Source organism: Paenibacillus pinisoli, from assembly GCF_003605435.1.
GTDB classification, from domain to species: domain Bacteria; phylum Bacillota; class Bacilli; order Paenibacillales; family Paenibacillaceae; genus Pristimantibacillus; species Pristimantibacillus pinisoli.
This window is the reverse complement of record NZ_QXQB01000004.1, coordinates 510,671-535,816: the sequence shown is the minus strand read 5'-3', so window position 1 is coordinate 535,816 and position 25,146 is coordinate 510,671. Positions and strand designations below refer to the sequence as shown.

24 protein-coding genes are annotated in these 25,146 nt (G+C 53.2%); 1 reads left to right on the top strand and 23 read right to left on the bottom strand.

The window, feature by feature from the left end; genetic code table 11:
- Positions 1–100: 100 nt before the first annotated feature.
- The 16 genes from mtaB to gpr all read right to left on the bottom strand — a co-directional run bounded on the left by mtaB (position 101) and on the right by gpr (position 16,093).
- Positions 101–1,492: a tRNA (N(6)-L-threonylcarbamoyladenosine(37)-C(2))-methylthiotransferase MtaB gene (gene mtaB, locus D3P09_RS19595; RefSeq protein ID WP_120113081.1), complete on the bottom strand. Its 1,392-nt coding sequence runs from the start codon at positions 1,490–1,492 to the stop codon at positions 101–103.
- A gap of 5 nt (positions 1,493–1,497) precedes the next feature.
- Positions 1,498–2,292: an RsmE family RNA methyltransferase gene (locus tag D3P09_RS19590; protein ID WP_120113080.1), complete on the bottom strand. Its 795-nt coding sequence runs from the start codon at positions 2,290–2,292 to the stop codon at positions 1,498–1,500.
- A 33-nt stretch (positions 2,293–2,325) separates the two neighbouring features.
- Positions 2,326–3,033, bottom strand: a complete 708-nt coding sequence (locus D3P09_RS19585) for a site-2 protease family protein (RefSeq protein ID WP_120113079.1) — start codon at positions 3,031–3,033, stop codon at positions 2,326–2,328.
- Entirely contained in the window at positions 3,034–4,023 is a 990-nt protein-coding gene (gene prmA / locus D3P09_RS19580; protein WP_120113078.1) for a 50S ribosomal protein L11 methyltransferase, read from the bottom strand.
- A gap of 119 nt (positions 4,024–4,142) precedes the next feature.
- Entirely contained in the window at positions 4,143–4,352 is a 210-nt protein-coding gene (locus tag D3P09_RS19575) for a hypothetical protein (RefSeq protein WP_120113077.1), read from the bottom strand.
- Between the two features lie 2 nt (positions 4,353–4,354).
- Complete coding sequence (locus tag D3P09_RS19570) at positions 4,355–4,513, bottom strand: YfhD family protein (RefSeq protein WP_120113076.1); 159 nt, start codon at positions 4,511–4,513, stop codon at positions 4,355–4,357.
- Positions 4,514–4,607: 94 nt separating this feature from the next.
- Positions 4,608–5,735, bottom strand: coding sequence for a molecular chaperone DnaJ (gene dnaJ, locus D3P09_RS19565; RefSeq protein ID WP_120113075.1), 1,128 nt, complete (start codon positions 5,733–5,735; stop codon positions 4,608–4,610).
- 92 nt (positions 5,736–5,827) lie between these two features.
- On the bottom strand, positions 5,828–7,672 hold the full coding sequence (gene dnaK / locus D3P09_RS19560; RefSeq protein ID WP_120113074.1) for a molecular chaperone DnaK: 1,845 nt from the start codon (positions 7,670–7,672) through the stop codon (positions 5,828–5,830).
- An 88-nt stretch (positions 7,673–7,760) separates the two neighbouring features.
- Positions 7,761–8,330, bottom strand: a complete 570-nt coding sequence (gene grpE, locus D3P09_RS19555) for a nucleotide exchange factor GrpE (protein ID WP_120113073.1) — start codon at positions 8,328–8,330, stop codon at positions 7,761–7,763.
- 67 nt (positions 8,331–8,397) lie between these two features.
- A complete protein-coding gene (gene hrcA, locus D3P09_RS19550; RefSeq protein ID WP_120113072.1) occupies positions 8,398–9,423 on the bottom strand; it encodes a heat-inducible transcriptional repressor HrcA in 1,026 nt (341 codons plus the stop codon).
- 199 nt (positions 9,424–9,622) lie between these two features.
- The gene (locus D3P09_RS19545; RefSeq protein WP_120113071.1) at positions 9,623–10,093 is read right to left on the bottom strand and encodes an N-acetyltransferase; all 471 of its coding nucleotides are present in this window, start codon (positions 10,091–10,093) and stop codon (positions 9,623–9,625) included.
- Between the two features lie 95 nt (positions 10,094–10,188).
- Positions 10,189–11,355: a radical SAM family heme chaperone HemW gene (hemW, locus tag D3P09_RS19540; RefSeq protein ID WP_120113070.1), complete on the bottom strand. Its 1,167-nt coding sequence runs from the start codon at positions 11,353–11,355 to the stop codon at positions 10,189–10,191.
- 75 nt (positions 11,356–11,430) lie between these two features.
- The gene (gene lepA, locus D3P09_RS19535; RefSeq protein ID WP_120113069.1) at positions 11,431–13,248 is read right to left on the bottom strand and encodes a translation elongation factor 4; all 1,818 of its coding nucleotides are present in this window, start codon (positions 13,246–13,248) and stop codon (positions 11,431–11,433) included.
- A 78-nt stretch (positions 13,249–13,326) separates the two neighbouring features.
- Positions 13,327–13,713 (bottom strand): hypothetical protein, encoded by a 387-nt coding sequence (locus tag D3P09_RS19530; protein ID WP_120113068.1) that lies wholly within the window; start codon positions 13,711–13,713, stop codon positions 13,327–13,329.
- Between the two features lie 6 nt (positions 13,714–13,719).
- Positions 13,720–14,928, bottom strand: a complete 1,209-nt coding sequence (spoIIP, locus tag D3P09_RS19525; protein ID WP_341538302.1) for a stage II sporulation protein P — start codon at positions 14,926–14,928, stop codon at positions 13,720–13,722.
- 223 nt (positions 14,929–15,151) lie between these two features.
- Positions 15,152–16,093, bottom strand: a complete 942-nt coding sequence (gene gpr / locus D3P09_RS19520; protein ID WP_243644340.1) for a GPR endopeptidase — start codon at positions 16,091–16,093, stop codon at positions 15,152–15,154.
- Positions 16,094–16,362: 269 nt separating this feature from the next.
- Here gpr and rpsT point away from each other — a divergent pair, with 269 nt between their 5' ends.
- A complete protein-coding gene (gene rpsT, locus D3P09_RS19515) occupies positions 16,363–16,635 on the top strand; it encodes a 30S ribosomal protein S20 (RefSeq protein ID WP_120113067.1) in 273 nt (90 codons plus the stop codon).
- Positions 16,636–16,747: 112 nt separating this feature from the next.
- On the opposite strand, the gene holA is transcribed toward rpsT, so the two are convergent.
- From holA to D3P09_RS19480, 7 genes are all read right to left on the bottom strand, one after another.
- Complete coding sequence (gene holA, locus D3P09_RS19510; RefSeq protein WP_120113066.1) at positions 16,748–17,782, bottom strand: DNA polymerase III subunit delta; 1,035 nt, start codon at positions 17,780–17,782, stop codon at positions 16,748–16,750.
- Positions 17,783–17,990: 208 nt separating this feature from the next.
- The gene (locus tag D3P09_RS19505) at positions 17,991–18,953 is read right to left on the bottom strand and encodes an anti-sigma factor family protein (protein WP_279387140.1); all 963 of its coding nucleotides are present in this window, start codon (positions 18,951–18,953) and stop codon (positions 17,991–17,993) included.
- A 14-nt stretch (positions 18,954–18,967) separates the two neighbouring features.
- On the bottom strand, positions 18,968–19,516 hold the full coding sequence (locus tag D3P09_RS19500; RefSeq protein ID WP_120113064.1) for an RNA polymerase sigma factor: 549 nt from the start codon (positions 19,514–19,516) through the stop codon (positions 18,968–18,970).
- Between the two features lie 212 nt (positions 19,517–19,728).
- A complete protein-coding gene (locus D3P09_RS19495; protein ID WP_120113063.1) occupies positions 19,729–22,344 on the bottom strand; it encodes a DNA internalization-related competence protein ComEC/Rec2 in 2,616 nt (871 codons plus the stop codon).
- Between the two features lie 120 nt (positions 22,345–22,464).
- Entirely contained in the window at positions 22,465–22,995 is a 531-nt protein-coding gene (locus D3P09_RS19490) for a deoxycytidylate deaminase (RefSeq protein WP_120113062.1), read from the bottom strand.
- Between the two features lie 121 nt (positions 22,996–23,116).
- A complete protein-coding gene (locus D3P09_RS19485; protein WP_120113061.1) occupies positions 23,117–24,412 on the bottom strand; it encodes a homocysteine synthase in 1,296 nt (431 codons plus the stop codon).
- 70 nt (positions 24,413–24,482) lie between these two features.
- Complete coding sequence (locus D3P09_RS19480; protein WP_165867509.1) at positions 24,483–25,043, bottom strand: ComEA family DNA-binding protein; 561 nt, start codon at positions 25,041–25,043, stop codon at positions 24,483–24,485.
- Positions 25,044–25,146: the final 103 nt, after the last annotated feature.

The window sequence follows — 25,146 nt, the reverse complement described above, 5'->3', positions numbered from 1 at the left end:
CCCTAGCAACATTTACGCAATAGTATATGCAGCAAAGGATTCCTTCATCTTTTCACCCTCAAGCGCAAAAAGAATAGGGAATCCCGCTATAAGGTCATCGTTAAGCTCGCAGCGCCTCCGGACGCTCGTAGACGAATGAATCCGACTCCTGCTCCTCCGCAGGCAGCCTGGAATCCAATACGCGCAAGAACTGGCCGCGGCATTCGTTAACGCCCGCTTCCGTAATCTTGACGCGACAAAGCTGTCCGATCATATCCTCGGAGCCATCAAAAATGACTTGGAGGTAATTGTCTGTGTAGCCCATAACAAGACCTTCGCCAGGCGCGCCTTTGTATTCGCGCTCCGGAATGACGTCAAGCACGGTACCCACGTACTGCTGCGCATACTCCAGCTGCATCTTCTCAGACAGATCGATGAGCTTGTGAACGCGATCGTTCTTCACTTCCTCGTCCACCTGGTCATCCATGCGCGCTGCCGGTGTGCCTGTTCGCTTCGAATAAGGGAAGACATGCATCTCCGCGAACTTCAGCTCCTCCATAAAACGATAGCCCTCTTCGAACATTTCGTCCGTCTCGCCAGGGAATCCGACAATAACGTCCGTCGTAATCGCTACGCCAGGCATCGCTTCATGCAGACGCTTGATCTTCGAAGCGAATTGCTCCGTCGTATATTTCCGGCGCATCCGCTTCAACACGGAATTCTCGCCGGCCTGCAGCGGAATATGCAGATGGCGGCACATTTTCTTGGAACGGTTCAGCACTTCAATCATCGCATCGTCAATTTGACTTGCCTCGATCGAGCTGATCCGGATCCGCTCGAGGCCTTCGATTTTGTCGAGGTCCCATAGCAGGCTTGTCAAATTGTAATTCTCCATATCGTCGCCGTAACCGCCGGTATGGATGCCCGTCAGCACGATTTCCTTGTAGCCTGCAGCAACCAGGGCTTTTGCTTGCTCAAGTACGCTCTGCGGCTCACGGCTTCGCGAAAGACCGCGCGACCATGGAATAATGCAGAACGTGCAGAAGTTGTTGCAGCCTTCTTGAATCTTCAAGAAAGCGCGCGTGCGCTCTGCAAAGTCAGGCACGTCCAGCTCTTCAAAGCTGCGCGTCTTCATAATGTTGCGCACAGCATTGACAGGCTTGCGGTCATCCTGAATTTGCTTCACAAAGGTCATGATTTTGTCCCGGTCCTGCGTGCCGATCACAAGGTCGACACCCTCAATCGCCATAATCTCCGCCGGAGATGTCTGCGCATAGCAGCCCGTCACCGCAATAATGGCATCCGGATTGCGTCTGATCGCCCTGCGGATAATTTGACGGCTCTTCTTATCTCCTGTATTTGTAACGGTGCATGTATTGATCAAATAGACGTCAGCTGTTGTCGTCTCGAAATCAACCTGCTCGTAGCCTTCATTTTTGAATAGCTGCCAAATCGCTTCTGTATCGTAGAAGTTTACTTTGCAGCCCAGTGTATAAAACGCGACTGTTGGCATACTGGTCACGCTCCTCCCATTTCTCCAGATTCATATAGTAAGCAGGTCAAGCCAACCAGCCCTGCCGTTTCCGTTCTTAATATGCGTTTGCCCAGACCGGCCAGCCTGGCTCCGGCCGCTTGCGCTTCCTCCGCTTCGCGCTCGGTAAAGCCTCCTTCGGAGCCGACGATCAGCAGAATCGAAGGTGACGCGCCTTGAACAGTGCCTGTCATTCCCTCTCGTTCTTGCTTCCAAGCTCGCACGACGTCGCCTATGCCTTGGCCATGCGCCCTGTCGCCCTCTCGCTCATAGCAAAACAGAGCCAGATCATATTCCGCAATGGCTGCAAGCAGCCCCTTCCAGCTTGCAAGCGGCAGGATGGACGGGACGCGATGGCGATGGGACTGTTCCGCAGCTTCCTTCGCAATCTTGCCCCAGCGCTCGAGGCGCTTCGCTTCCTTCTTGGCATCGTACTGCACGATCATCCGCTCCGATTCGAAGGGCAGGAACGCAGCCGCTCCGATCTCGGTTCCTTTCTGGATAACCAGCTCCATCTTGTCGCCCTTCGGCAAGCTCTGGGCAATCGTCACCGACCAAGCAGGCTCGCTATCCGCCGCCAGCAATTCCAGCACTTCCGCCTTCACTTCCTGAGGCGAGATTTCGCGGACAACCGCCAGCGCCGAACGGCCTGATCCGTCGCATGCGATCAGCTTATCATCGGCCTTCATGCGCATAACCCTTGCCGCATGGTGGGCATCCTCGCCCGTTATCGTAATGACGCCTTCGCTGAATTGCTCAGGCGCTATAAAATATCGCTGCATAGACGTTCATTCCATCCTTCATCTTAGCATGTTTTACTTGAAGAAATCCATTAATATGTCATTCCAATTAATCGGCGAAAAGACGCCGTCGAACAGATCGATGAGTCCCAAGAAAATAGGTGCTTGCAGGCTCAAAATCGGATCGAGCGTTACCGCGCGCAGCGGCGGAATGAAGACAAACAGCAAAAAGATAATCATGGCCCAATGAATATTTTGCTCGATCTTGTAGCGGATGCGCAGCGGCAATAGCTCGGCTACAATCCGGTAACCGTCCAAAGGAGGAAGCGGAATAAAGTTAAAGACGAACAAAAGAATATTAATAATGATCAAATAATAAAAGAAATGGACAAGCGCCATATAAACGCCATGCGATACGGAATACATGACTCCCGTCTCATGCAGGATATAGAAAATCAGCATCCCGATAAAAGCCATCAGCAAATTGCTGAGGGGGCCTACAGCCGACACAATAATGCTCATCAGACGTCGATTCTTGAATCGGCTTGTATTGACCGGAACCGGCTTGGCCCAGCCAAAGCCGGCGATCAGAAGCAGGATCGAGCCGAACAAGTCCAGATGAACCATCGGATTGAGCGTAACCCGGCCTTCCTTGTAAGCCGTATCGTCTCCGAACTTATAGGCCGCGTACGCATGAGCAAATTCATGCACCGTGAACACAATCATGAGCACAATGACGATAAACGGCAAATCCTCAAGCGGGTACCATAGAAAACGTTCCATTTATCCCTCCTGCGGCTTGGTCGCAACGAAGGCGATCCAGTCCTCGTCGCGGCGTTTTTCAACGATATGGAAGCCAGAGGCAATGAGGCCTTGCTCCACATCCGTTTCTTTATTCTTATAGACGCCGGAAGCAATGTATGTGCCGCCTGGCTTGAGCGATTGATAGACATCATCGATGAAGAGCAGAATAATCTCGGCAAGTATATTGGCAACGACCAGATCAACCGGCACGGTAACGCGCAATCCGTGGCTGCCGACAGATGCAGCCTCGCCGCCCTTCAACACGCCAAGCAGATCGCTAAGCTTCACTTCTACTTGATCGGACAACTCGTTCAGCCGCACATTCTCCGTCGCGCTGGATACCGCAACAGGATCAAGATCAAGCGCAAGCACGCCTTTCACTCCCAGCCGGCAAGCACCGATCGCGAGAATGCCGGAGCCCGTGCCAACATCGATCATCTCTTCGCCGCCCTTCACGACCGACTCCAGCGTCTGCAAGCAAAGCGCCGTTGTCGGATGCGTGCCGGTGCCGAAGGCCATGCCGGGGTCAAGCTCGATAATCCGCTCCCCTTCCCCAGCCTTGTAATCCTCCCAGGTCGGCTTGATCGTCAACGTCTCCGAGACGCGGATCGGCTTGAAATATTGCTTCCACGCCGTAGCCCAGTCTTCGTCATCCACTTCAACCGCCGAATAAGTAACCTCACCAATATCAATTCCGAATTCCTTCAGCTCCTCGACTCTCGGCTTAAGCGCGGCAATCAGCTCATCCGTATCGGTCTCTTCGTTGAAGTATCCTTTAATGACAGCCTGGCCTTCCGGTATATCGTTAAGCGGCAGCTCGTACCATTGCCCGAGGGATGTGTCGCGCGGCTTGTTCAGTGTGCCGGATTCCTCGATCGATACGCCTCCCGCTCCCATTTCATGCAAGAAGTTGGAGATCATCTCCGTCGCTTCCTCTGTCGTGCCTATCGTAATCTCATGCCATTTCATATGTAATGCCTCCCAAAGTTCAAAAATGCCTATCCTCTATTGTACACCAATCCCAGGTCCAAGCACAAAAAAATGACGCAAAAAGCGGATTGCTTTTTGCGTCATTTGTGTTAACAGGCTTATTCAGAGTGTCCACTCGTAATACTTCCCCCGACCTGTTCAATAAGCCGCATGGCTCGATCCGCTACCGCATCTTCAATCGTAGCGGTAAGGCGTCCATGCTCATACAGGCCGCATACGTCGACTGCCCGGAGCGCCTGCAGCTTATGGAGCGCCTCCATCGCAGACTGCTCGTCCTTGAACGCCGCATGAATTTCTACGGTAGACATATTTATTGCTCCTGCGCCCGCTGGTCGGCTTCATTGGCGCGCTGCTGAGCTTTGCGGTCGGCCTCGTCAGCCAATTCCTCCGAAAACTCAACATCTTCGTTTTTGCCGATTGGCAGCTGACCGAAATTGACTTTTTCGGGCTCGTTGTGTTCATTCACCATGCTGGTTCCCTCCTTCGCATATCCTTACGGCATTGATTTCCACCGGTATAGCATGCGTGGACGGGACAAAATCTATACAAAAAAACGTTCCGCGCTATTCGCCGCGGAACGCTTTCTTCATTTTCTCGAAGATGGATTCATGATGCTCGCCTTGCTCGTTCGTTGTTTCCCCGGACAATCCGGCGAATTGACGCAGCAAATCCTTTTGCTCATCAGATAAGCTGGTTGGCGTCACAATTGTCACTTTGACATGCTGATCGCCAGTGCCGTAGCCGCGAAGCTTCGGAACACCTTTGCCTTTCAGCCTGAAATAAGTGCCTGTCTGCGTGCCCGCAGGTATCTTCAGCTTCACCTTTTCGGTCAGAGTAGGAATTTCTATCTCGTCGCCAAGCGCTGCCTGGACGAATGTAAGCGGCACTTCGCAATAAATGTCATCGCCTTCACGATCGAAAAACTCATGAGATTTCACGCGCAGCACAATGTACAGATCGCCTGCAGGGCCGCCTCTTAAGCCGCCTTCGCCTTCCCCGGACATCCGGATTTGCGCGCCGTCATCCACGCCGGCAGGAATGTTGACTTTGATGCGGCGCTGCTTCTTGACCTTGCCTGCGCCGTGGCATGTTCCGCATTTCTCGCGGATAATGCGTCCTGTGCCGGAGCAAGTCGTACACGCGCGCCGGTTGACCATACGTCCGAATGGCGTGTTCTGAACCACTTCTTGCTGTCCGGAACCGTGACAGGTGGAGCATGTGTCCGGCTTCGTGCCGGGCTTCGCGCCCGAACCGTGACACGTATCGCAAGATTCCGTTCTCGGAATCGTAATCTCCGCTTCCTTGCCGAAGACCGCTTCCTTGAAGTCGATCGTCATCGTATATTGAAGATCGTTCCCGCGCTGCGGCGCATTCGGATCGCGCCGTCCGCCGCCTCCGCCAAAGAACATATCGAAAATATCGCCGAAGCCGCCAAAATCAGCTCCGCCTGCTCCGCCCATGCCTTGATTCGGATCGACGTGACCATAACGGTCGTAAGTTGAACGCTTGCCGTCATCGCTCAGCACGTCGTACGCTTCCTTCACTTCCTTGAACTTCGTCTCCGCATCATCCGCCTTGTTCACGTCCGGATGATACTGCCTGGCAAGCTTGCGGTACGATTTCTTAATATCTTCCGCGGAGGCATCCTTGCCGACACCCAGCACTTCATAATAATCGCGTTTGTTAGCCATCCGATCTCACCCCCGCTACCTTTTGTTGTATTGACGCACGAAAGGAGGTCAAAGAAAGGGCAAGCCCCACTTTGACCCCTCGCCAGTTGTCCTTACTTCTTGTTATCGTCGACAACTTCGTAGTCGGCGTCAACTACATTGTCCTTGCCTCTAGTGCCGGCCGCTTCGCCTTCTTCAGCGCCTGGAGCGGAACCGGCTTCTTGGGAAGCTTGCTCATACAGCTTCACAGACAGCTGCTGCACAATCTCTGTCAGCTCTGCAGTCGCTGCGTTGATTTGCTCCAGATCATCCGTTGCCAGCGCAGCGGTAACTTTCTCCTTCGCCGCGTTTGCTTTTTCGATCTCAGAAGCATCAACTTTGTCGCCCAGATCCTTCAGCGTTTTATCTGTGGAGTACACAAGTTGGTCAGCTGCGTTTTTCGCTTCAACAAGCTCTTTGCGCTTGCGGTCATCTTCCGCATTCAACTCAGCGTCCTTCATCATTTTCTCGATTTCTTCCTCGCTTAGGCCGCCCGAAGATGTAATAGTGATTTTTTGGCTCTTGCCTGTGCCCTTATCTAGTGCAGATACGTTAACGATACCGTTCGCATCGATGTCGAAAGTAACTTCGATTTGCGGTACGCCGCGCGGTGCCGGCGGGATATCGCTGAGTGTGAAGCGTCCAAGCGTTTTGTTGCCTGCAGCCATGGAGCGCTCGCCTTGCAGAACGTGGATTTCAACGCCAGGCTGGTTATCCGCATAAGTGGAGAACACTTGGGATTTGCTTGTCGGAATCGTTGTGTTGCGGTCGATCATCTTCGTGAAGACGCCGCCTGCAGTCTCGATGCCAAGGGACAACGGAGTTACGTCCAGAAGTACAACGTCCTTCACGTCGCCAGTCAATACGCCGGCTTGAACCGCTGCGCCAAGGGCAACCACTTCATCCGGGTTAACGCCTTTGTGAGGGTCTTTGCCTGTAAGCTTCTTCACCGCTTCTTGTACGGCAGGAATACGAGTCGAGCCGCCGACAAGCACGATTTTGTCAATATCGTTCGCAGTCAGGCCGGAATCGCTCAAAGCTTGGCGAGTCGGACCTAGCGTACGCTCAACAAGCGCTGCGGACAGCTCTTCGAATTTCGCGCGAGTCAGGTTCATCTCCAAGTGCTGAGGCACTCCGTCAACCATTGTAATGAACGGCAGGGAGATCGTAGACGTCATGACGCCGGAAAGCTCTTTTTTCGCTTTCTCAGCCGCATCCTTCAGACGTTGTACAGCCGCTTTGTCCTTAGACAGGTCGATGCCTTGATCCTTCTTGAATTCGGATACCAGATAGTCGATGATCACCTGGTCGAAGTCGTCGCCGCCCAGCTTGTTGTCGCCGCTAGTTGCTTTAACTTCGAAGAAGCCGTCGCCCAGCTCCAGAATGGATACGTCGAATGTGCCGCCGCCAAGGTCATATACTAGAATGGTTTGATCCTCGGATTTCTCCATACCATATGCAAGCGCCGCCGCAGTTGGTTCGTTGACAATACGGAGAACTTCAAGGCCTGCGATTTTGCCCGCGTCTTTCGTCGCTTGGCGCTGGCTGTCGTTGAAGTAAGCCGGAACGGTAATAACAGCTTGCGTCACGGGCTGTCCCAGATAAGCCTCTGCGTCGGCTTTCAGCTTTTGCAGGATAATTGCCGAAATTTCTTGCGCTGTAAATTCTTTATCGTCGATTTTCTCTTTATGGTTTGTACCCATATGGCGTTTGATCGACATGATCGTGCGATCCGGATTTGTGATCGCTTGGCGTTTTGCCGTCTCGCCGACAATACGCTCCCCGTCTTTCTTAAAGCCGACAACGGATGGCGTCGTGCGGTTGCCTTCCGGGTTCGGAATTACAACTGCCTCGCCGCCTTCCATAACGGCAACGCAGGAGTTCGTTGTACCAAGGTCAATACCGATAACTTTGCTCATGATTATCCTCCTAATAAATATAGTGTATGGAACCGCTAATAGCGGCTTGGGAGCAAAACAAGCTTAACAAGCATCTATAGCAGCAGCCTTAGCCGCTGACTTTAACCATCGAAGGACGAAGAACTTTTTCTTTCAGCATGTAGCCTTTTTGAACTTCCTCCACTACGACGCCTTCCTCATACTCATCGCTTTCCACTTGCATAATCGCTTGATGGAACTCTGGATTAAACGGCTCGCCCACCGCATTAATCGGCTTCAAGCCTTCCGCGTCAAGCGTCTGAGAGAGCTGGCGGAATATCATATCCACGCCTTTCGCCAGCGATTCATAATCATTATTGGCGCCGGATGCGGCGATCGCGCGTTCGAAGTTATCAACTACTGGAAGCAACTGCTCAATCAGCTTCATGGAAGCGTATTGGGCCAGCTCTTCCTTCTCCTTCATCGTGCGGCGACGGAAGTTGTCAAAGTCCGCCTGTGCGCGTAAGTAACGCTGTTGCGCTTCCTCGGCTTGCTTCTCCAGTTCGGCAATGCGCGGGTTATCATTCCCCTCTATGTTCGCCTCTTCCGTCTGAGCGCTCTCTTCAGCCTGATTCTGCTCTTCCACAGCTTCGTCTTTTACTGCGTCCATTGTTTCATTATGTGTTTCTTTTGCACTCATTGGTTTCACCTCCTCATAAAATTGCCGACTTGCAGGGAATGCATATCCATTAGCAATTCCATGGACCTTATCTATACCACCGGCTGAGCAGGACGCCCATATCCTTAGAGATGAGGTCGAGCATGCTGATGACTTTGCCATACTCCATTCGTGTCGGACCCAAGATGCCGATCGTGCCGATCGATTCTCCGTCGATGGAATAGGTTGCCGTAATTAAGCTGCAATCACTGATTGCCTTATGGTCATTTTCTGTTCCGATCCGCACTTGTATTCCGGAAGGGAGAGACGAGAACATTTTCATAATCGTGGGCGTCTCTTCCAGCAGATCAAGAATCGTCTTCACTTTGTCGACGTCCTTGAATTCAGGCTGCGTCAGCATGTTTGTTGTGCCGCTCATAAAGACGCGCTGCTCGTCATCATTCTGAAGGGCGCTATCCAGCACATTGAGCAAACCTTCATAATGATCGACATGGCGCTCCAGCTCCTGGCCCACCTCGCTGTACAGCTTCGCCTTTAGGCGGACAAGCGGAACGCCGACCAGCTTCGTGTTCAGAATGTTGACGATCTTCTGCATATCGTCCATATTCAGGTCAGGCGGAATCGTAATGGTGCGATTCTCGACATGCCCCGTATTCGTCACAATGATCGCAACGGCAGAGGTCGCATTAAGCGGAACAAGCCCAAAGTGCTTCAGCGACGTATTGAACAGCTCCGGCCCGAGAAGTATCGATGTGTAGTTGGTCAAACTCGATAGCACGGTTGCCGCCTGCTGAATAACCTGCTCCATTTGGCTCATCTTCTCGGTGACGAATGACCGAACGAAGCCAAGGTCTTCTTCTTGCATTTCTTTCAGCTGGATCAAATGATCGACATAATAGCGATAGCCTTTGGTAGACGGCACTCGGCCTGCGGACGTATGAGGCTGCTCAAGAAAGCCCAGTTCCTCCAGATCCGCCATCTCGTTCCGGATGGTGGCAGGACTGAACCCGACATCGCCGCGCTTGGATATGCTTCGCGAACCAACCGGTTCAGCCGAACGAATATAGTCATCTACGATGGCATGCAATATCATACGTTGTCGATCCGTTAGCATTCCAATCCCTCCCAAAATAATCGCATTTGTCCCTCTCTCTATCCATCGTTAGCACTCAACTTCAATGAGTGCTAATCACTAATACAAAAATACCAAACCAGCTTTGTCATTGTCAAGTCGGTTCGGTATTTTTCAGCCAACATTTTCAATTGGTTATACGGCTATTTTTGATACGGCAAAGGATAACGGAATGATTTCCTTAGTCTAATTCTATAAGTACGGCAATCTCATCGCAAGCGTGCTGCTTGGGGCAGTTGACGCAATCCGTCCACACCTTCTCTGGAAAAATTTCTTTCTCCACGATCTTGAACCCGTTGCGCTCGAAGAACGGTACGGCATACGTAAGCGCCATAACCTTCGTAATGCCTTGCTCCTTGGCTTGCTCCAGCAGCTTGTCGACCAGCTTGCTGCCGATACCCAGGCTCTTATACCCGTCCGTAATGCCAAGCGACCGGATCTCCACCAGGTTATCCCCCAGCTTGGTTAGCGCGCCGCAGCCTACTACCTCGCTCCCGATCTCCGCTACGACGAATGTATCCACCAAACGGGCCAGCACTTCGCGCGAGCGGGGCAGCATGACTCCTTTTTCGGCATAACCCTGAATTAATTGGTATAACGTATCCACATCATCCGTCGTCGCTGTCCTGCACAACACTTCCACTGCTTGCATAACTGCCTCCACCCCCGCATGTTCCCGATTCAATGTCATTTAGAATATGAATAAATATACATCAAATCGAATTAATACACAAGCGGAATTTATCCCTATACGGCAATAAAGGCGCCGAATACTTCATTGCCCAGCAGAACCCCTTGATCCGTCAGCCTATACACCGTATCGCCGTCCGTCTCCAGCCGCTCAAGCAGCTTGTTGCCAAGCAATTTCTCTATGATCGGTCCAAATTGCTCCTCAAGGCTATGGCCTGGAAACTGCTCTGCAAACTTGGACGTTCTAACCCCTTCGAGCAGCCTCAGCCCAACCATCATAAAGTCTTCCATCGCTTCCGCTTCCGGTATATCGTACACATCAAGCCGCGGCAGCCGCTCGCGGTTAGCGTCAATATAAGGCTGTACGCCCTTCAAATTGACATGGCGGATTCCCTGTGCGTAGCCATGGGCGCCTGCGCCAAGCCCGTAATAGGGCTCATTGCGCCAATACGTCGAGTTGTGGCGGCTCTCATAGCCCGGCTTGGCAAAGTTGCTGATCTCATAATGGCGGTAGCCGTTCTCCTTCAGCTTCTTCATTAATAGAAGAAACATGTTGAACTCCTCTTCCTCCGGCGGAAGCGGAAGCTCGTTGCGCTCGTACAGCTTATGGAAAAGCGTATTTTCCTCCACCTTCAAGCTGTACAGCGAGTAATGGGGCAAACCTAACGCCATCGCGCGGTCAACGCTATCGGACAGATGCTCCACCGTCTGGCCCGGCAGGCCGAACATCAGATCAATAGACAAATTATCAAATCCGGCTTTGCGTGCATTGTCCAAGCTTGCATAAACATCGTCTACATTGTGAATTCTGCCGATCCGCTCCAACAGTCCATTGTCAAAGGATTGGACCCCGAAGCTGATCCGGTTGACACCGCCGCTGCGCATAGCCTTAAGCTTCTCCAAATCCGTTGTGCCCGGATTGGCCTCCATCGTCACTTCCGCATCAGAGGCAATCGGGAAATGCTTGAACACCGCACCCAAAAACCGTTCCATCTGTGGCGGAGTCAGCACCGTCGGCGTACCGCCGCCTACGAATACCGTCTCAATCCGCTCGGGCGGAAGGGAAGCAACCGTGCGCTTCATCTCTTCCTCCAGCGCATCCAGGTACTGATCGACTGGCTGTCCTCTCAGCACATAAGAGGTAAAATCGCAATAATGGCATTTGTTCGTACAGAAAGGAATGTGTATATAAAGCGCCTTCGGAGCCGCTTGCAATCTGTTCATCCCGCTCTCTCCTTTCTTCTACAAAAAACGAAGGAGAGCGTTCGCTCTCCCCCGTGAACGTATTCAATGTATGGTTTAATCTTCGTCGATCTTCAGAACCGCCATGAACGCTTCCTGCGGAACCTCGACGCTGCCTACCTGCTTCATCCGCTTCTTGCCTTCCTTCTGCTTCTCAAGCAGCTTGCGCTTCCGGCTGATATCGCCGCCGTAACACTTGGCAAGAACGTTTTTGCGCATCGCTTTGACCGTTTCGCGCGCGATAACCTTGGTTCCGATAGAAGCCTGAACCGGCACCTCGAACATCTGGCGAGGAATCAGTTCCTTCATCTTCTCGCAAATCAAGCGTCCGCGATGGTAAGCTCTGTCGCGGTGAACGATGACGGACAAGGCGTCAACCTGCTCGCTGTTCAGCATGATGTCCATCTTCACGAGGCTAGACTTGCGGTAGCCCGACAATTCATAGTCGAACGAAGCATAACCTTTGGTTCTGGACTTCAACTGGTCGAAGAAGTCATATACGATCTCCGACAGCGGCATATCATACGTAATCGTGACGCGATTCGCATCCAGGTATTCCATGTTAATAAACTCGCCGCGCTTGCCTTGGCAAAGCTCCATAATGGTGCCGACAAAATCGTTCGGGACGATGATGGAAGCTTTCACGTACGGCTCCTCGACGAAATCAAGCTTGCCCGATTCCGGATAGTTGGACGGGTTGTCAATATCCATCGTCTCACCATTCGTCAGCGTAACCTTGTAGATAACGCTTGGCGCGGTCGTAATAAGCGGAATGTTGAATTCCCGCTCGATCCGCTCCTGGATAATTTCCATATGCAGCAAGCCCAGGAAGCCGCAGCGGAAGCCAAAGCCAAGCGCCGTGGATGATTCCGGCTCGTAACGAAGCGAAGCATCGTTAAGCTCCAGCTTCTCCAGCGCATCGCGCAGATCGTTATAGTCTTGCGTCTCAATCGGATACAGTCCGCAATAAACCATTGGATTGATCCGGCGGTAGCCTGGAAGCGGCTCTGGCGCGGGGCGCTTCGCGTCAGTCACGGTATCGCCTACGCGTGTATCCTTAACGTTCTTGATGCCCGCTACAACAAAACCTACATCCCCGACGGACAGCTCGTCTACGATCGTCATTTTAGGTTTGAACGCGCCTACTTCGATTACTTCGAATTCCGCGCCAGTCGCCATAAATCTGATCTTCTTGCCTGCGCGAATATTGCCGTCTACAACGCGTACATATACGATTACACCCTTATAGGCATCGTAATGAGAGTCGAAGATCAATGCCTTGAGCGGCTGGTCGGGATCTCCGTTCGGAGCGGGAACCTTGGTGACAACCTGCTCCAGAATCTCCTTGATGCCGATACCCGCCTTCGCCGAAGCGTGAACGGCTTCGCTGGCATCCAGTCCGATGACATCTTCGATCTCTTGCTTGACCCGATCCGGCTCTGCGCTCGGAAGGTCGATCTTATTAATGACAGGCAATACTTCAAGATTATTGTCGAGCGCCAGATACACGTTAGCCAGTGTCTGAGCTTCTATCCCTTGCGCAGCGTCTACTACGAGAAGCGCGCCTTCGCACGCCGCCATGCTTCGGGACACTTCGTATGTAAAGTCGACATGCCCTGGCGTATCAATCAGATTAAGCAAATATTCTTCGCCGTCGTCGGCACGATAGCTGAGCCGAACAGCCTGAAGCTTAATGGTAATGCCGCGCTCGCGCTCCAGATCCATCTTATCAAGAACCTGCGCTTGCATTTCTCTGGAGCTAAGCGCTCCGGTATATTCCAATATCCGATCCGCAAGCGTCGACTTGCCATGGTCAATATGAGCGATAATGGAAAAATTTCTTATTTTCTTCTGCCGGTCACGAACGTCAGTCATTCTTGAGCCCCCACACATCCAATAATTCCAATCATTCCTCCTATTATACCAGTTAGAAGGAATGTCAGCAATGAAGGTTTAGTTCATCCAGCCGTCGAACAAACCCACGACGAACCGGATGCCTTTGCTGGAAGCCGATTGGAGCAGTCCGGATGTAGAATCGGCAAGCTTGTTGACAGCCGGCTGGTCATTCTCATAAGGAATTCCCTGCAGGCGCGTCTCCTCGCCCTCGTGCCCGTTGCCGTACGCGATTCGCCGAATTTCCGCAAGTTCGCGCTCCAGCTCCGTGATCCGCTCCTCTGTCTCCGACTTGTAATCGGACTCTCCTGCGCCTGCCGTATATTCCTCGCCATTCATCGGTCCATAGATACGTTCAATTCCCGTGGTCGACATCTCCAGCCCGAACATGACCAACAGCGCGATGACGCCCCCAATCGTAAGCCACTTCCATGCATTACCTTTCATAGCCGTCTACTCCTTTCCCGATACCTTCTCCGCATCCCAGTAGATGGCGGAGATCACTTCCGCCAAAGCATCCGCCGTCCGATAACATTCCTCAAGCGTATTCTCTATACCGCCAATCTCGATCAACGCGCTTTCCGGAGCCAGCGATTGATTGTACTCCGCATTACCGGTAGTTTTCCCCCATATTCCCCTTGAAATACCAGGGTACTTCTTCTCCAGCGCGTTATGAATCTTGGTAGCGAACGCTTCGTTCTCTTTCCAATTCGGATTTTTGTTACCGATGACAAAATAAACCTGCGCATAGCTTGTTCCGTTTATCTCTGTTGTCGTATATTTGCGTTTTTGCGAGTCGCGGTGAAGGTCAAAAAACATTTTGAGATCGCCGCTGCTCGCCATCGCTTCTTTCACCGTCTTTTTGGAATACTTGTAGCTGTATGCGTAATTAAAATCTTTGACCGTAGAAGGGTAATCCGTATCGGAGTGCAGCGAGCCAATGCCCGCTTCCTCCAGCTTCTCTGCCAGCCGCTTGCCGACTAGCGTAATGTTGGTCGTCTTCGAGCTGACGTCTTTGGACTCTTTCTCCAGCTCCGGCACCCAAGACTCCCGGTTATGAGTGTGATAGATAAAAGCTACTTTATTGTCCCCCGTATCCGGCTTGTGCGTCGGCGGCGGGGTAGGCTCTGCCGATGGAACCTGCTCTTCCTCATGCGGCTCCTCAGCCGGCGGCTGCGCTTCGTCATCTTCATGGGCTCCGCCTGGAGGATCAGTGATTGGGAGATGATCCTGCGGGCCGTTATTCGTATCGGTTCCTACCCCTTTCCGTATCAGGAAGGAATCATTATGCATGCCGGGCAGCTCTGCCGACAGCAGTCCCGACGGATCATTCGGATTAATGCTCGTAAGTGTCCTCATGAGAAAGGCGCTGATTTCCTTATTGGTAAAAGAATCCGATTCCAGGCCGCTTTTGAAAGAAGGCATCTCCATTTCCATCATATCTCCAAAAAAACCGCTCGAAACCGCGGCCGAAAATCCCTTCATTGAGTGGATAGGCGAGCTGGTCGATTGCTGGTGCAGAATCCCCGCTGCTCCAAGCACAATAAAAAAGATCATAGAGCTGAGCGACAGTAAGGAGAACGCCCTTCCTGTGACGAGCAGATGCTTTACCTTCGTACTGTCATTCCATTGAGTCAGCCATGCCGGCTTCCGATTCATCATCCCCACGTACCTCCTGTTATCCGCTGGCGCGATAGTTATGCTGCTCTAAGCTACTATCAATCTATGAGACAAGCCGGATTCATAGAACCAATAGTTTTCTAATGCTGCTAGCTGATAGAATCGAAGAGGCAGGCACATCCCAGTGAACTCGCACAAAAAAAACGGAACGGATGCTGCATTCGCATCCGCTCCGCTTGGAGCCTAAGCTGTATTCTGACTGGCTTTAATGGGTATAAGCCCCTACATTATTGGAATCCACCGCATCATGCAGCGACGCATTAAGGCCGCTGGCGATAATATTGGCAATATCCTCGATGAATTGATCCACTTCCTTAGGCGTAACCAGCAGGTCGTGACCGATTGGGCTGAGCACTTCGCGCACCAGCTGGAGCCGCTCATGCTCGTCCATCTGGTTCATGAGGCCGAAAATTTGATTCGTATCGCCTTTCTGGCGCTCCAAATGAGACTTCATCATCTCAAAAGTATTGCTCACGATGGTGGAGGCGTAGACGACGGTAGGCACTCCAATCGCAATGACGGGAACGCCTAATATTTCGCGGGTAAGACCCTTGCGTTTGTTGCCGATGCCGGAGCCTGGATGGATGCCCGTATCCGCGATTTGGATCGTTGTATTGACACGCTCAACGGCCTTCGATGCGAGCGCATCTATTGCGATAATCAGCTCGGGCTTTGAGCGGTCGACAATGCCTTGCACGATCTCGCTTGATTCAATGCCCGTAATGCCGAGCACGCCCGGCGCAACCGCGCTGACGGAACGATAGCCCGGCGCCACCTGATCCGGCATCAGTTCGAAGAAGTGGCGGGTGACCATCACGTTCTCGACCACGAGCGGTCCCAGCGCATCGGGTGTTACATTCCAGTTGCCCAAGCCGACGATGAGCACGCGCGCATTTTTGGATATGTTCAGCCGCTGCAGGAAAGTCTCGAAATGCTTGGCGAATTGCGTGGCGACCCGGTCCTGCAGCTTCGTATCGCCATCCCGCAATCCCGGCACTTCAATCGTAATGTATTGCCCGACCATCTTGCCGATCGCTTGCGAGCCTTGCTCGTTCTGCACATGCAGCGTTGTAATGGTTATGCCATCATCCTCCGTCGTGTCGGAGTGAATGCCGGGAATCGGTCCTGCGCCGGGACGTTCCGCCATTTCCTTGGCTTCAAGCGCCAAATCGGTTCTAACATTGAACTTTTGCAAATCAAGATCTTTCTCCACAGCCACAATTCTCCCTTCCTTGCGTACAATCTTCCCTTATTGTTCGCAGCTGTGCCAATTTCATACTTCTATTCCACTGCTGCTTCGCCCTTGGCAAATGTACCTTCGGCCAATTGGTTACTATTGCTTTTTGGGCAGTCGCATGATAATATATTTTAAGTTGTGTTGTTGTTCTGCACAGAACTATGTAGGAGGTGAAATTCATGCCAAACATTAAATCCGCGATTAAACGCGTAAAGACAAACGAGAAACGCCGCGCTTTGAACGCATCCCAAAAATCCGCACTTCGTTCGGCCGTTAAAACTGCTGACCAAGCGATCGCTGGCACTGATGTAGATGCTGCTAAAGCGGCTCTGATCACAGCTTCGAAGAAATTGGACAAAGCAGTAACGAAAGGCCTGATCCATAAAAATGCGGCTGCCCGCAAAAAATCCCGTCTTGCAAAACGCCTGAACGCATTGACTGCTCAAGCGTAAGCTTACAAGACAACAATAGGCTTCGCCCTCTTCCAAGAAGGCGAAGCCTTTTTGCATGCCTGGCATAACTAGAGCCGTGCACTTTGATTAGACGGAACTTAGGCTTGACGGCCTAAGCTCCTTTATCCACGCTCAGGGACAATAAATACATCTCCAGACCGAATGTCTTATCGATAGCTCCTGTCTTCATGCCATAATCCAGATCGGCAAGCGACGCCAGCAGGCGGCCAAGCGCGGCGGTCTTGAATTTGCGGCTCTTCTCTGCCGCAAGCTTGACCGCATAAGGGTGCAGCCCCAGCTGCCCAGCCATCTGCTGCGGCGAATAATGATGCTGCTCCAATTCCTTGATCTGCAGCATGATGCGCAGCTGCCTTGCGATCAAAGCTGCAATCTTGATCGGCTCCTCCCGGCGTATCAGCAGCTGGCGGTACATCTCAAGCGCCCTGCCGATCCGCAGCTCGGCAATCGCATCAATCAGGGCGAACACATCCTCTTCCATCGTGGCCGCAGTAAGCATCGCGGCTGTCTCCCGCTCGATGACGCCGCCTTCACCCGCGTGCAGACAAAGCTTGTCCACCTCCTGGGCCAGCTGCCCCATGTTCACGCCTACGCGGGACAGAAGCAGCTCTGCCGCCCCTTCCTTCAATTCACGGCGCTGCTCCGATGCCCTTCGCATCATCCATCGCATCAGCTCCGGCGTATCCAGTTCGGGAAAAGCAATTAATGCTTTCCGGTCCTTCAGCGTCTTCACCAGCTTGCGTCTTTCATCAAGCTTGTCCGCATAGACGGCAAATACGATAACGCTCGTCTCCAAAGGAAATTCAATATAGCGCAGCAAAGAATCAGGACGGTGCTCCAGCTTTGCGTTCTCTTTGCCGCCCGCAGCCATAACGGAAGCGTCACGCACAAGCACCAGCTTGCGTTCCAGGAAGAACGGAGGCGATTCCGCTTCAATGACCGCTTCCTCCAGAGGCGTCTCCGAAGTATCGTACTTCATGATGCCCATTTCTTTCTCGTCTTGCTTGAACATCGTATCGGCAAGCAAGCTGATAAATTGCTCCATCCGATAGCGATCCTTGCCATATAGGACATACACCGGCCTCAGCTTGCCGGATTTGATTTCTTTGGCGACTTCCTTTACATCCATGTACTGCTCCCCCATTCCATTGATGTAAGAACGGCAACAAAGGGATGTGCCAACGATTGGCCATCCCTCTGTCTTTATATTAACACTCGCCGGCAGCTCCATGGCGCTGCCTGATACGAATGGTCTAACGACGTTGCGAAAACGTCGCAGACTGAACTCTCGCTACATCATACGGAAAATCACCGCCGGATGTGCGTAAATCCGTTAATTAATGCGCTGCTTTTTTTTCCTTCCAGCTCGCCGTCTCAATAACGTACTTCTGAGCCGCTCCCCGATCCAGCTGCACCTCGTAGGTAAGCTGGCTGCCGTCCTCGGACCAAGCAATCGCGGTATGCTGTCCGTTCTTGCGCGAGGTCTGCATAACCGTCTTCTTGTCTTCGGCCGATACGATCGTAATCGCATGCTGGTCCAAGAGCGCTACATATTGCCCGTCAGGCGAAGGGAATGCGTTGGCGACAGCGATCCCCATGTCAGGCTGGCCTTCATTATGAAGATCGGATTCGCCCCCGAAAGATTCATATTGATCCACAACTCCAGTGGGATTCGTGGCGATGCCTTTTTCGGTAGAGCTGTTGCCGGTGCTTCTGACGCTCACATCGCCGCCGGCTTCTGGATTGTTGCCTCCTGCCGCAAATCCTTGACTGTCTTCCTTCTCATGGGCCTTCAGTTCAATCTCGGACTGACCTGACACTGTATCGGCATTCATCCGCATTTCAGCTGCTTGGCCATTTGAATCCTGCGGCAGATCCGCTACGGAATAGGAAAGCTTGGCCGCATCATTGTTGATAATCGCACCGGGATCGTTCAAGATAAACAATCCGGCCACTATACCGGCCGCGACGACGCTCCCAATTGCGCTCCAAGTCGTCCAGCGTCTCTTGCGCGGCATGCGGCGCGGCGGAGCGGCGGCGCTGCCCGAGGCCACGATTGCCGCTTCCGCAGCTGTCGCAGTACTCTCGGCAAGACGGTCCAGCCGCTCCAGCTCCGGCATAATCGCGTCCACGAGGCTGTAGCTTGGCGTTACCTTGGGCAAGGCAGTGAGCTCTGCGGACAACTGCTTCATCCGCTCGAACATAGCTGCACAGTCCGGACATTGTCTTGTATGGTTCATCAAGACCTCCAGTTCGGCGTCGCTGAGATCGTCATCCAGCTGTCTTTGCATGAGTTCCATCACCTCTTGACAATTCATCCCCGGACACCACCTTTCTGATAATCATGGAGTAAAGATTGCAGCTGTTGCCTAGCCCTGAACAAGTAAGACTTTACCGTATTAAGCGGCAGGTCAAGCGAATCCGCAATTTCGTTATACGAAAAATCCTGCAAGTAGCGAAGCACGACAACCGTACGGTGATGCTCCGGGAGCTTGTCGATGGCACTTCGAATATCCTGGAGCGCGTACGCGGAGAGCACCTCGTCTTCCACGTTCTGCTTCTCCTTGAATACCATCTCATGCTCATCGATTGATACCGTAGGCTTGCTTCTCCTAAACTTGTCAATGCATATGTTGGTTACAATACGCTGTATCCATGTCTTGAACTGCGCCTTCTCCTCATAAGAGCCAATCTTCGTATAGATGCGGATTAATGCCTCTTGCGACGCATCCATCGCGTCTTGCTCGTTATTCAATATATAATAGGCTGTCCGATAGACATGGGTTTCAATCTCACGCAACAGAGTAATTAATGCGTCTCGATCTCCCGATTGGGCGGCTTTAATAAGGCCGGGCTCAACCACGAAGGATCCTCCTCTCTTGCAACCTTACTGACGGACGGGTTGCGTTAAATGTTGCAGGTCGTTAAAACGAATTTTTATTTTTATTAATAAAAAACATGGATTTATATCATTTTGTCTTCTTTTGCGGAATTGTGCAAACAGAGCCCTATCTCGCAGCAAGTAGAGAACTCCACATTAAAGAATACCAAATTAATAGATATACGTATAGCTATTCATTTCTGGAGAGTCCATATTCCCAAGCGGTTAACTCTGAATTTGGCCTCGCCGCCGGTATCCGTCCTCCATACTGCAACGCTTGCCTCCCTCAATCGCCCCAATACGTCGGGATGGGGGTGGCCGTAAGTATTCGCAGCTCCTGCCGAAGCGACCGCGCCAGCCGGCCGCCAATAGGCCAGCCACTCGCTGCCGGTAGAATGACGGCTGCCATGATGGGCAATCTTCATCATGTCGACAGGCTGTTGCGGAGCAAGATTCCGCTCTCTCGTTGCCCGGACGATCGCACTCTCCGTCTTGACGGAAATATCTCCTGTGAATAGGAATCGGCTATTGTACAGCTGTATGGCGACGACAAGGCTATGCTCGTTCTGATCTTTCATTACGGGAATGCCCGGCTTTCGTTCCACCGGCCACAGCACTTCCAGATGCGTCTCCTTATCCAGCGACCTGCTCTCGCCCGCAAGCGGAGCGTACATTGGAATATCGGCACGAAGCGCGGCTTTCATTAGCCTGCTTGAATCCTCCGAAGGCCTCAGCGTGCCGTTCCACCATATTTGCCTGACGGGCATTTCTTCTATAACCGCAATTAGCCCTTTGATATGATCGGTATCCATATGAGACAGAATCATAAGATCAATTCGGTGCACGCCCCTATCCCTCAGCAAAGGGACCAATACCTTGCTCCCCACCTCGAACGGGTCGCTGCGGTCTCTCCACTCCTCGCCCGGCTTGCGGAACGATATTGCGCCGCCGCCATCAACGAGAATATGTTTGCCGCTTGCCGTCCGAATCAGCGCAGCATCCCCTTGCCCGACGTCCAAAAAGCTTACCGCAGCCCTACGGTCGAAAGCATCAGGCATATAAGCGTAAACCAGCAGCAATATAGAGACTGCCAAATAGATGAAGAAAGGCCTGTAAGTGCGCCTTTTTTCAGAAACGGGAAACGCTTTCCCCTCTTTTTGCTTCCAGTTTCCATATTGCTTATGCTCATCTATCGGAGCCGTTTCAATCTCTTGCTCCGATTGTTCCCGTGTACCAGAAATCTCCATGGCGCCTGCGCGATATCCCTCCAGCACCCGAAAAACCGCACCCGTCAGCAGCAGCCAGACAACCACCCACCACAGCGGAGGGGTGCCCCATACTTGCCTGAACATAGATTGATCCGCCAGCCACCTTATGATTGCGAACGATCCGTCATTGGCAAGGACGGACAGATCTGCAATCCGTTTGGCCCCCCACGGCCATACAACCGACAGCACAAGCGCAGCGGCGCCCGCTGGCATCACGATCATGCTGATGAAAGGAACAAGCACAAAGTTCGCAAGCAGCGACAATAGATTGAATTGGTTAAAATAGTAGATCGTGACGGGGAACGAGACCAATTGTGCGACAACGGTGACCGCAGCCAGATCCAGCAGCCAGCCTCCTCGCCTCCACTTCGGCATAGCGCGCCGCAATGGCGGCACACCGAGAATGAGTCCCAGCGTAACAATAAAGGACAGCTGGAAGCTGACATCGTTAAGCAGATACGGGTTGAACAATAGCAGAACAACCGCTGCGGCAGAAATCAAGTGCAAGCCGTCCTTCAGCTTGCCCATCCGGGCGGCGGCAAGGCCAAGCATGGCCATCAAGCCCGCACGCAGCACGGATGGCGAGGCGCCCGTCAGCAGCACATAGAAAGGGACGGCTGCCATTAAGATAAGCAGAATCCGCTCCCGCGGCTGTCGCAGCATCTTGAGCAGGCTGGTCAAGGCGTACATGAAGACGCCGACATGCAGCCCCGATATCGCCAATATATGCGTCAATCCCAGCCGCGCGAATTGGTTGAATTGCTCGGGATCGAGATCCTCGCGGATGCCGAGAACCAGCCCTTTCATGTATCCGGCTTGCTCTGCCGGATACAGGTAGTCGAGCCGCGCGCCCAGCCATGCGCGCGCGGCGTCGACGCGGCCGTATACAGCGGCCGCGGAGAAGGCTTCAGCCGCCGAAGCCTCTACGGCGAGGGCGGCTGCGCCTTTGCTCTTCAGCAGCCAGTGGATGCCCTGGCTGCGGAGATAGCGGCGGTAGTCGAAGCCGCCGCTATTGGTTGCCATCGCCGGCAGCGACAGCTCGCCGTCGATACGCACTTGATCGCCGCGCTGCCAAGCCGCGGCGATCTCTTGCTCCGGCTGCGCTGCAAGCCGGAGCTGGACCATCAAGCGCTCGCTGCGCACCGCGAGCGGCTCGTCTCCTGCCGCTTGGACGGAGCTTGCCTCCAAGCGGAACTGGGCGCGGTCTCCATCCACCTCGACCGCTGAGATGATCGTGCCGCTGATGCGGACCGCATAGGCCGCTCTGGGGCCGTCCGATTCTGCGACCGCAAGCAGCTCCTGCAGCTCCGTTACATTACGAGAATCCGCCCACAGCCGCTCTCCGGCTGCCGCGCAAAATCCGAGCAGGCAAATGATTGCAAGCCCTCTGCTCCCGTGTCTGCTAAGGATGGCTGCTATTGTCAGCAGCAGCGCTGCGCCAGCCGTATATAGCGTGCCGCGCCAGCCAAGTCCCGCCGCAGCGCTGCTTCCCAGCACGAAGCATACGGCGAACCATACAAGCGGCCTTCTATTCATGGTCATCACATCAAGCACCCCCGATCGCCCAAATAAAAAGAACCCTCAGCCGCAAATGCCATGCGGCTGAGGGTTCCTCCCTGCTCTATGAATGGACCGATGCCAGGATCGCATCTGCCAACTCTATTATGACGTAACTTCCATCCCTGCTTGGGCTGGCGGCGTATAATGCTCCACCTGCCGGAACGCGATGCCCTGCTGAGCCATTAACGCATACACCTTTTCACTGTCCTTCGGATACGCGCGATGATAGACGATTTCTTCTACGCCGCTGTTCGCCAGCATGTTGGCGCATGTCCAGCATGGCTGGTCCGTGACATAGACGACCGAGCCTTCACGATCCGCCCTGTCGGTGAACAGCAGCAGGTTCTGCTCCGCATGAATGGTGCGGATACAGCGCTGCTTGCGGATCACCTGCTCCACGCCGTCAACCTGCTTCACCTCGACCTCTTCCGAAATCATGCAGCCGGCTTCCAGACAGTCATGCGCGCCCATAGGGGCGCCGTTATACGCGGTTCCCAGCAGCTTCTTGCCCTGCACAAGCACCGCTCCGACATGTCTGCGCGGACAACGCGAGCGTGTCGATACCATATAAGCGATATCCATGAAATAAGTGTCCCAATCCTTGCGGATGGCATCGTTTGTTGCTGAGGTCATCGTTTCCTCCCCGTCTCTGGCTGTACCTGTATTCTAAGATGATGCGGATGTGCCCGCTTCTAATCCATATGATTGATTCTATTGTAATCCTAAGCCGGCGCCGACGCCAGTACTGACAGCATTAGCCTTGCTGGCTTGCCGCAATCGCCTGCTCCAGATCCGCCAGAATATCGCGGATGCCTTCTGTGCCGACAGACAGGCGAACCATGCCTGGCGCTACGCCTGCCGCGTCTTGCTCATCGGCCGACAGCTGCTGATGCGTCGTGCTTGCCGGATGAATGATAAGCGACTTGGAATCGCCTACGTTCGCGAGATGCGAGAACAGCTTAACCCCGTTGATCAACTTCTTGCCCGCTTCCACGCCGCCTTTGATGCTGAACGTCAATATCGCGCCGCTTCCGTCCGGCAAATACTTCTGTGCCAGCTCATACGACGGATGGCTCTTCAGACCAGGATAGTTCACCCACTCTACCGCCTCGTGGCCTTCCAGATACTCCGCAACTGCAAGCGCGTTCGAGCTGTGGCGCTCCATGCGCAGATGCAGCGTCTCCAGGCCTTGCAGCAGCAAGAAGGAGTTGAACGGCGACAAAGCCGCGCCCATATCGCGCAGCAATTGTACGCGCGCCTTAATAATGTAGGCGATCGGGCCTACCGCATCGGTATATACAACGCCGTGATAGCTTGGATCCGGCTCTGTCAGTCCAGAGAATTTGCCGCTAGCTTTCCAATCGAACTTGCCGCTGTCCACAATAACGCCGCCGATCGACGTGCCGTGGCCGCCAATAAACTTGGTGGCGGAATGAACGACAATATCTGCTCCATGCTCAATCGGGCGGCACAGATAAGGGCTTGGGAATGTATTGTCGACAATGAATGGCACGCCATGCTCATGAGCAATAGCCGCTACTGCCTCCAGATCGATGACATCGCCCTTCGGATTGCCGATTGTCTCTGCATATACCGCTTTAGTCTTGTCCGTAATTGCGGCACGGAAGTTCTCGGGATCTGAAGGATCCACGAACTTCACTTGAATGCCCAGCTTCGGCAGCGTTGTCGAGAACAGGTTATATGTACCGCCGTACAAGCTTGTCGCCGATACGATCTCGTCGCCGGAGCCTGCGATGTTCAGGATCGCATAAGTAATCGCCGCTTGGCCGGATGCTACCGCCAGAGCTGCAGGAGCGCCCTCCAGCTCCGCTACGCGTTTCTCGAACACATCCGTCGTCGGGTTCATAATGCGAGTATAAATATTTCCGAATTCCTGCAGCGAGAACAAGTTAGCTGCATGATCCGTATCTTTGAATCCGTACGAGGTCGTCTGGTAGATCGGCACGGCGCGCGACAGCGTCGTAGGGTCGATCGCCTGGCCTCCGTGGACGGATAGCGTTTCTAGCGACAATTTTCTTTCTTCTGTCATTTTTGTGATCCTCCTCGATTGTTTTCGAAATCTAGTAAAATATGACTGTATCGCTTCCATTCTCTCACATTCACGGGCGGGCGACAACGCTTTCTTTGATCCCGGCCAAAAGCTTCTCGCCAATCCCCTTCACCCTAATCAAATCATCGACGCTTCTGAAATTTCCGTTGCGCTGACGGTCATCCGCTATGGCCTGCGCCTTGGATGGCCCGATTCCCTTCAGCTCCGTGAGCTCGTCCGCTGTAGCGCGGTTCAAATCCAGTCTTCCCATCTCATCCCTGCTCGTGAATACAGGCGTTGCAGCAGGCAGCGGAGACGCCTCCCCGGCTTGAGAACCAGAAGCAGGAGGCTCGGGAGCAGCCTCGGCTGAAACCGCCGCTTTCCCAGTCAGATCTTCATGCTGAGCTTCCATATGGATCTGCGGGTCCGCTGACGGCGCGGGAGCGGCGCTTCCATTCATGGCATCCAGCGACGCCTGCACGGCATCATTCAGCGGTATCCATTCCTCCTTCTTCTCCGGCGCGCCGCTGATTAATCCCGTTGCAACAAGAAGCATTGCGCCGGCTCCGCAAAGGGCAGCCAGCAGCTTATTCCTCCTCCCAGTTTTACGGTCTGACATAAGCAAGCTCATATCCATTTCTCCTTCCTATAATTAAATTGGTAATTCGTGACATACGAAACAAGTCTTGCGGAATAGGATATAAGAACATACATTACGCGTAATCGGTATAGGA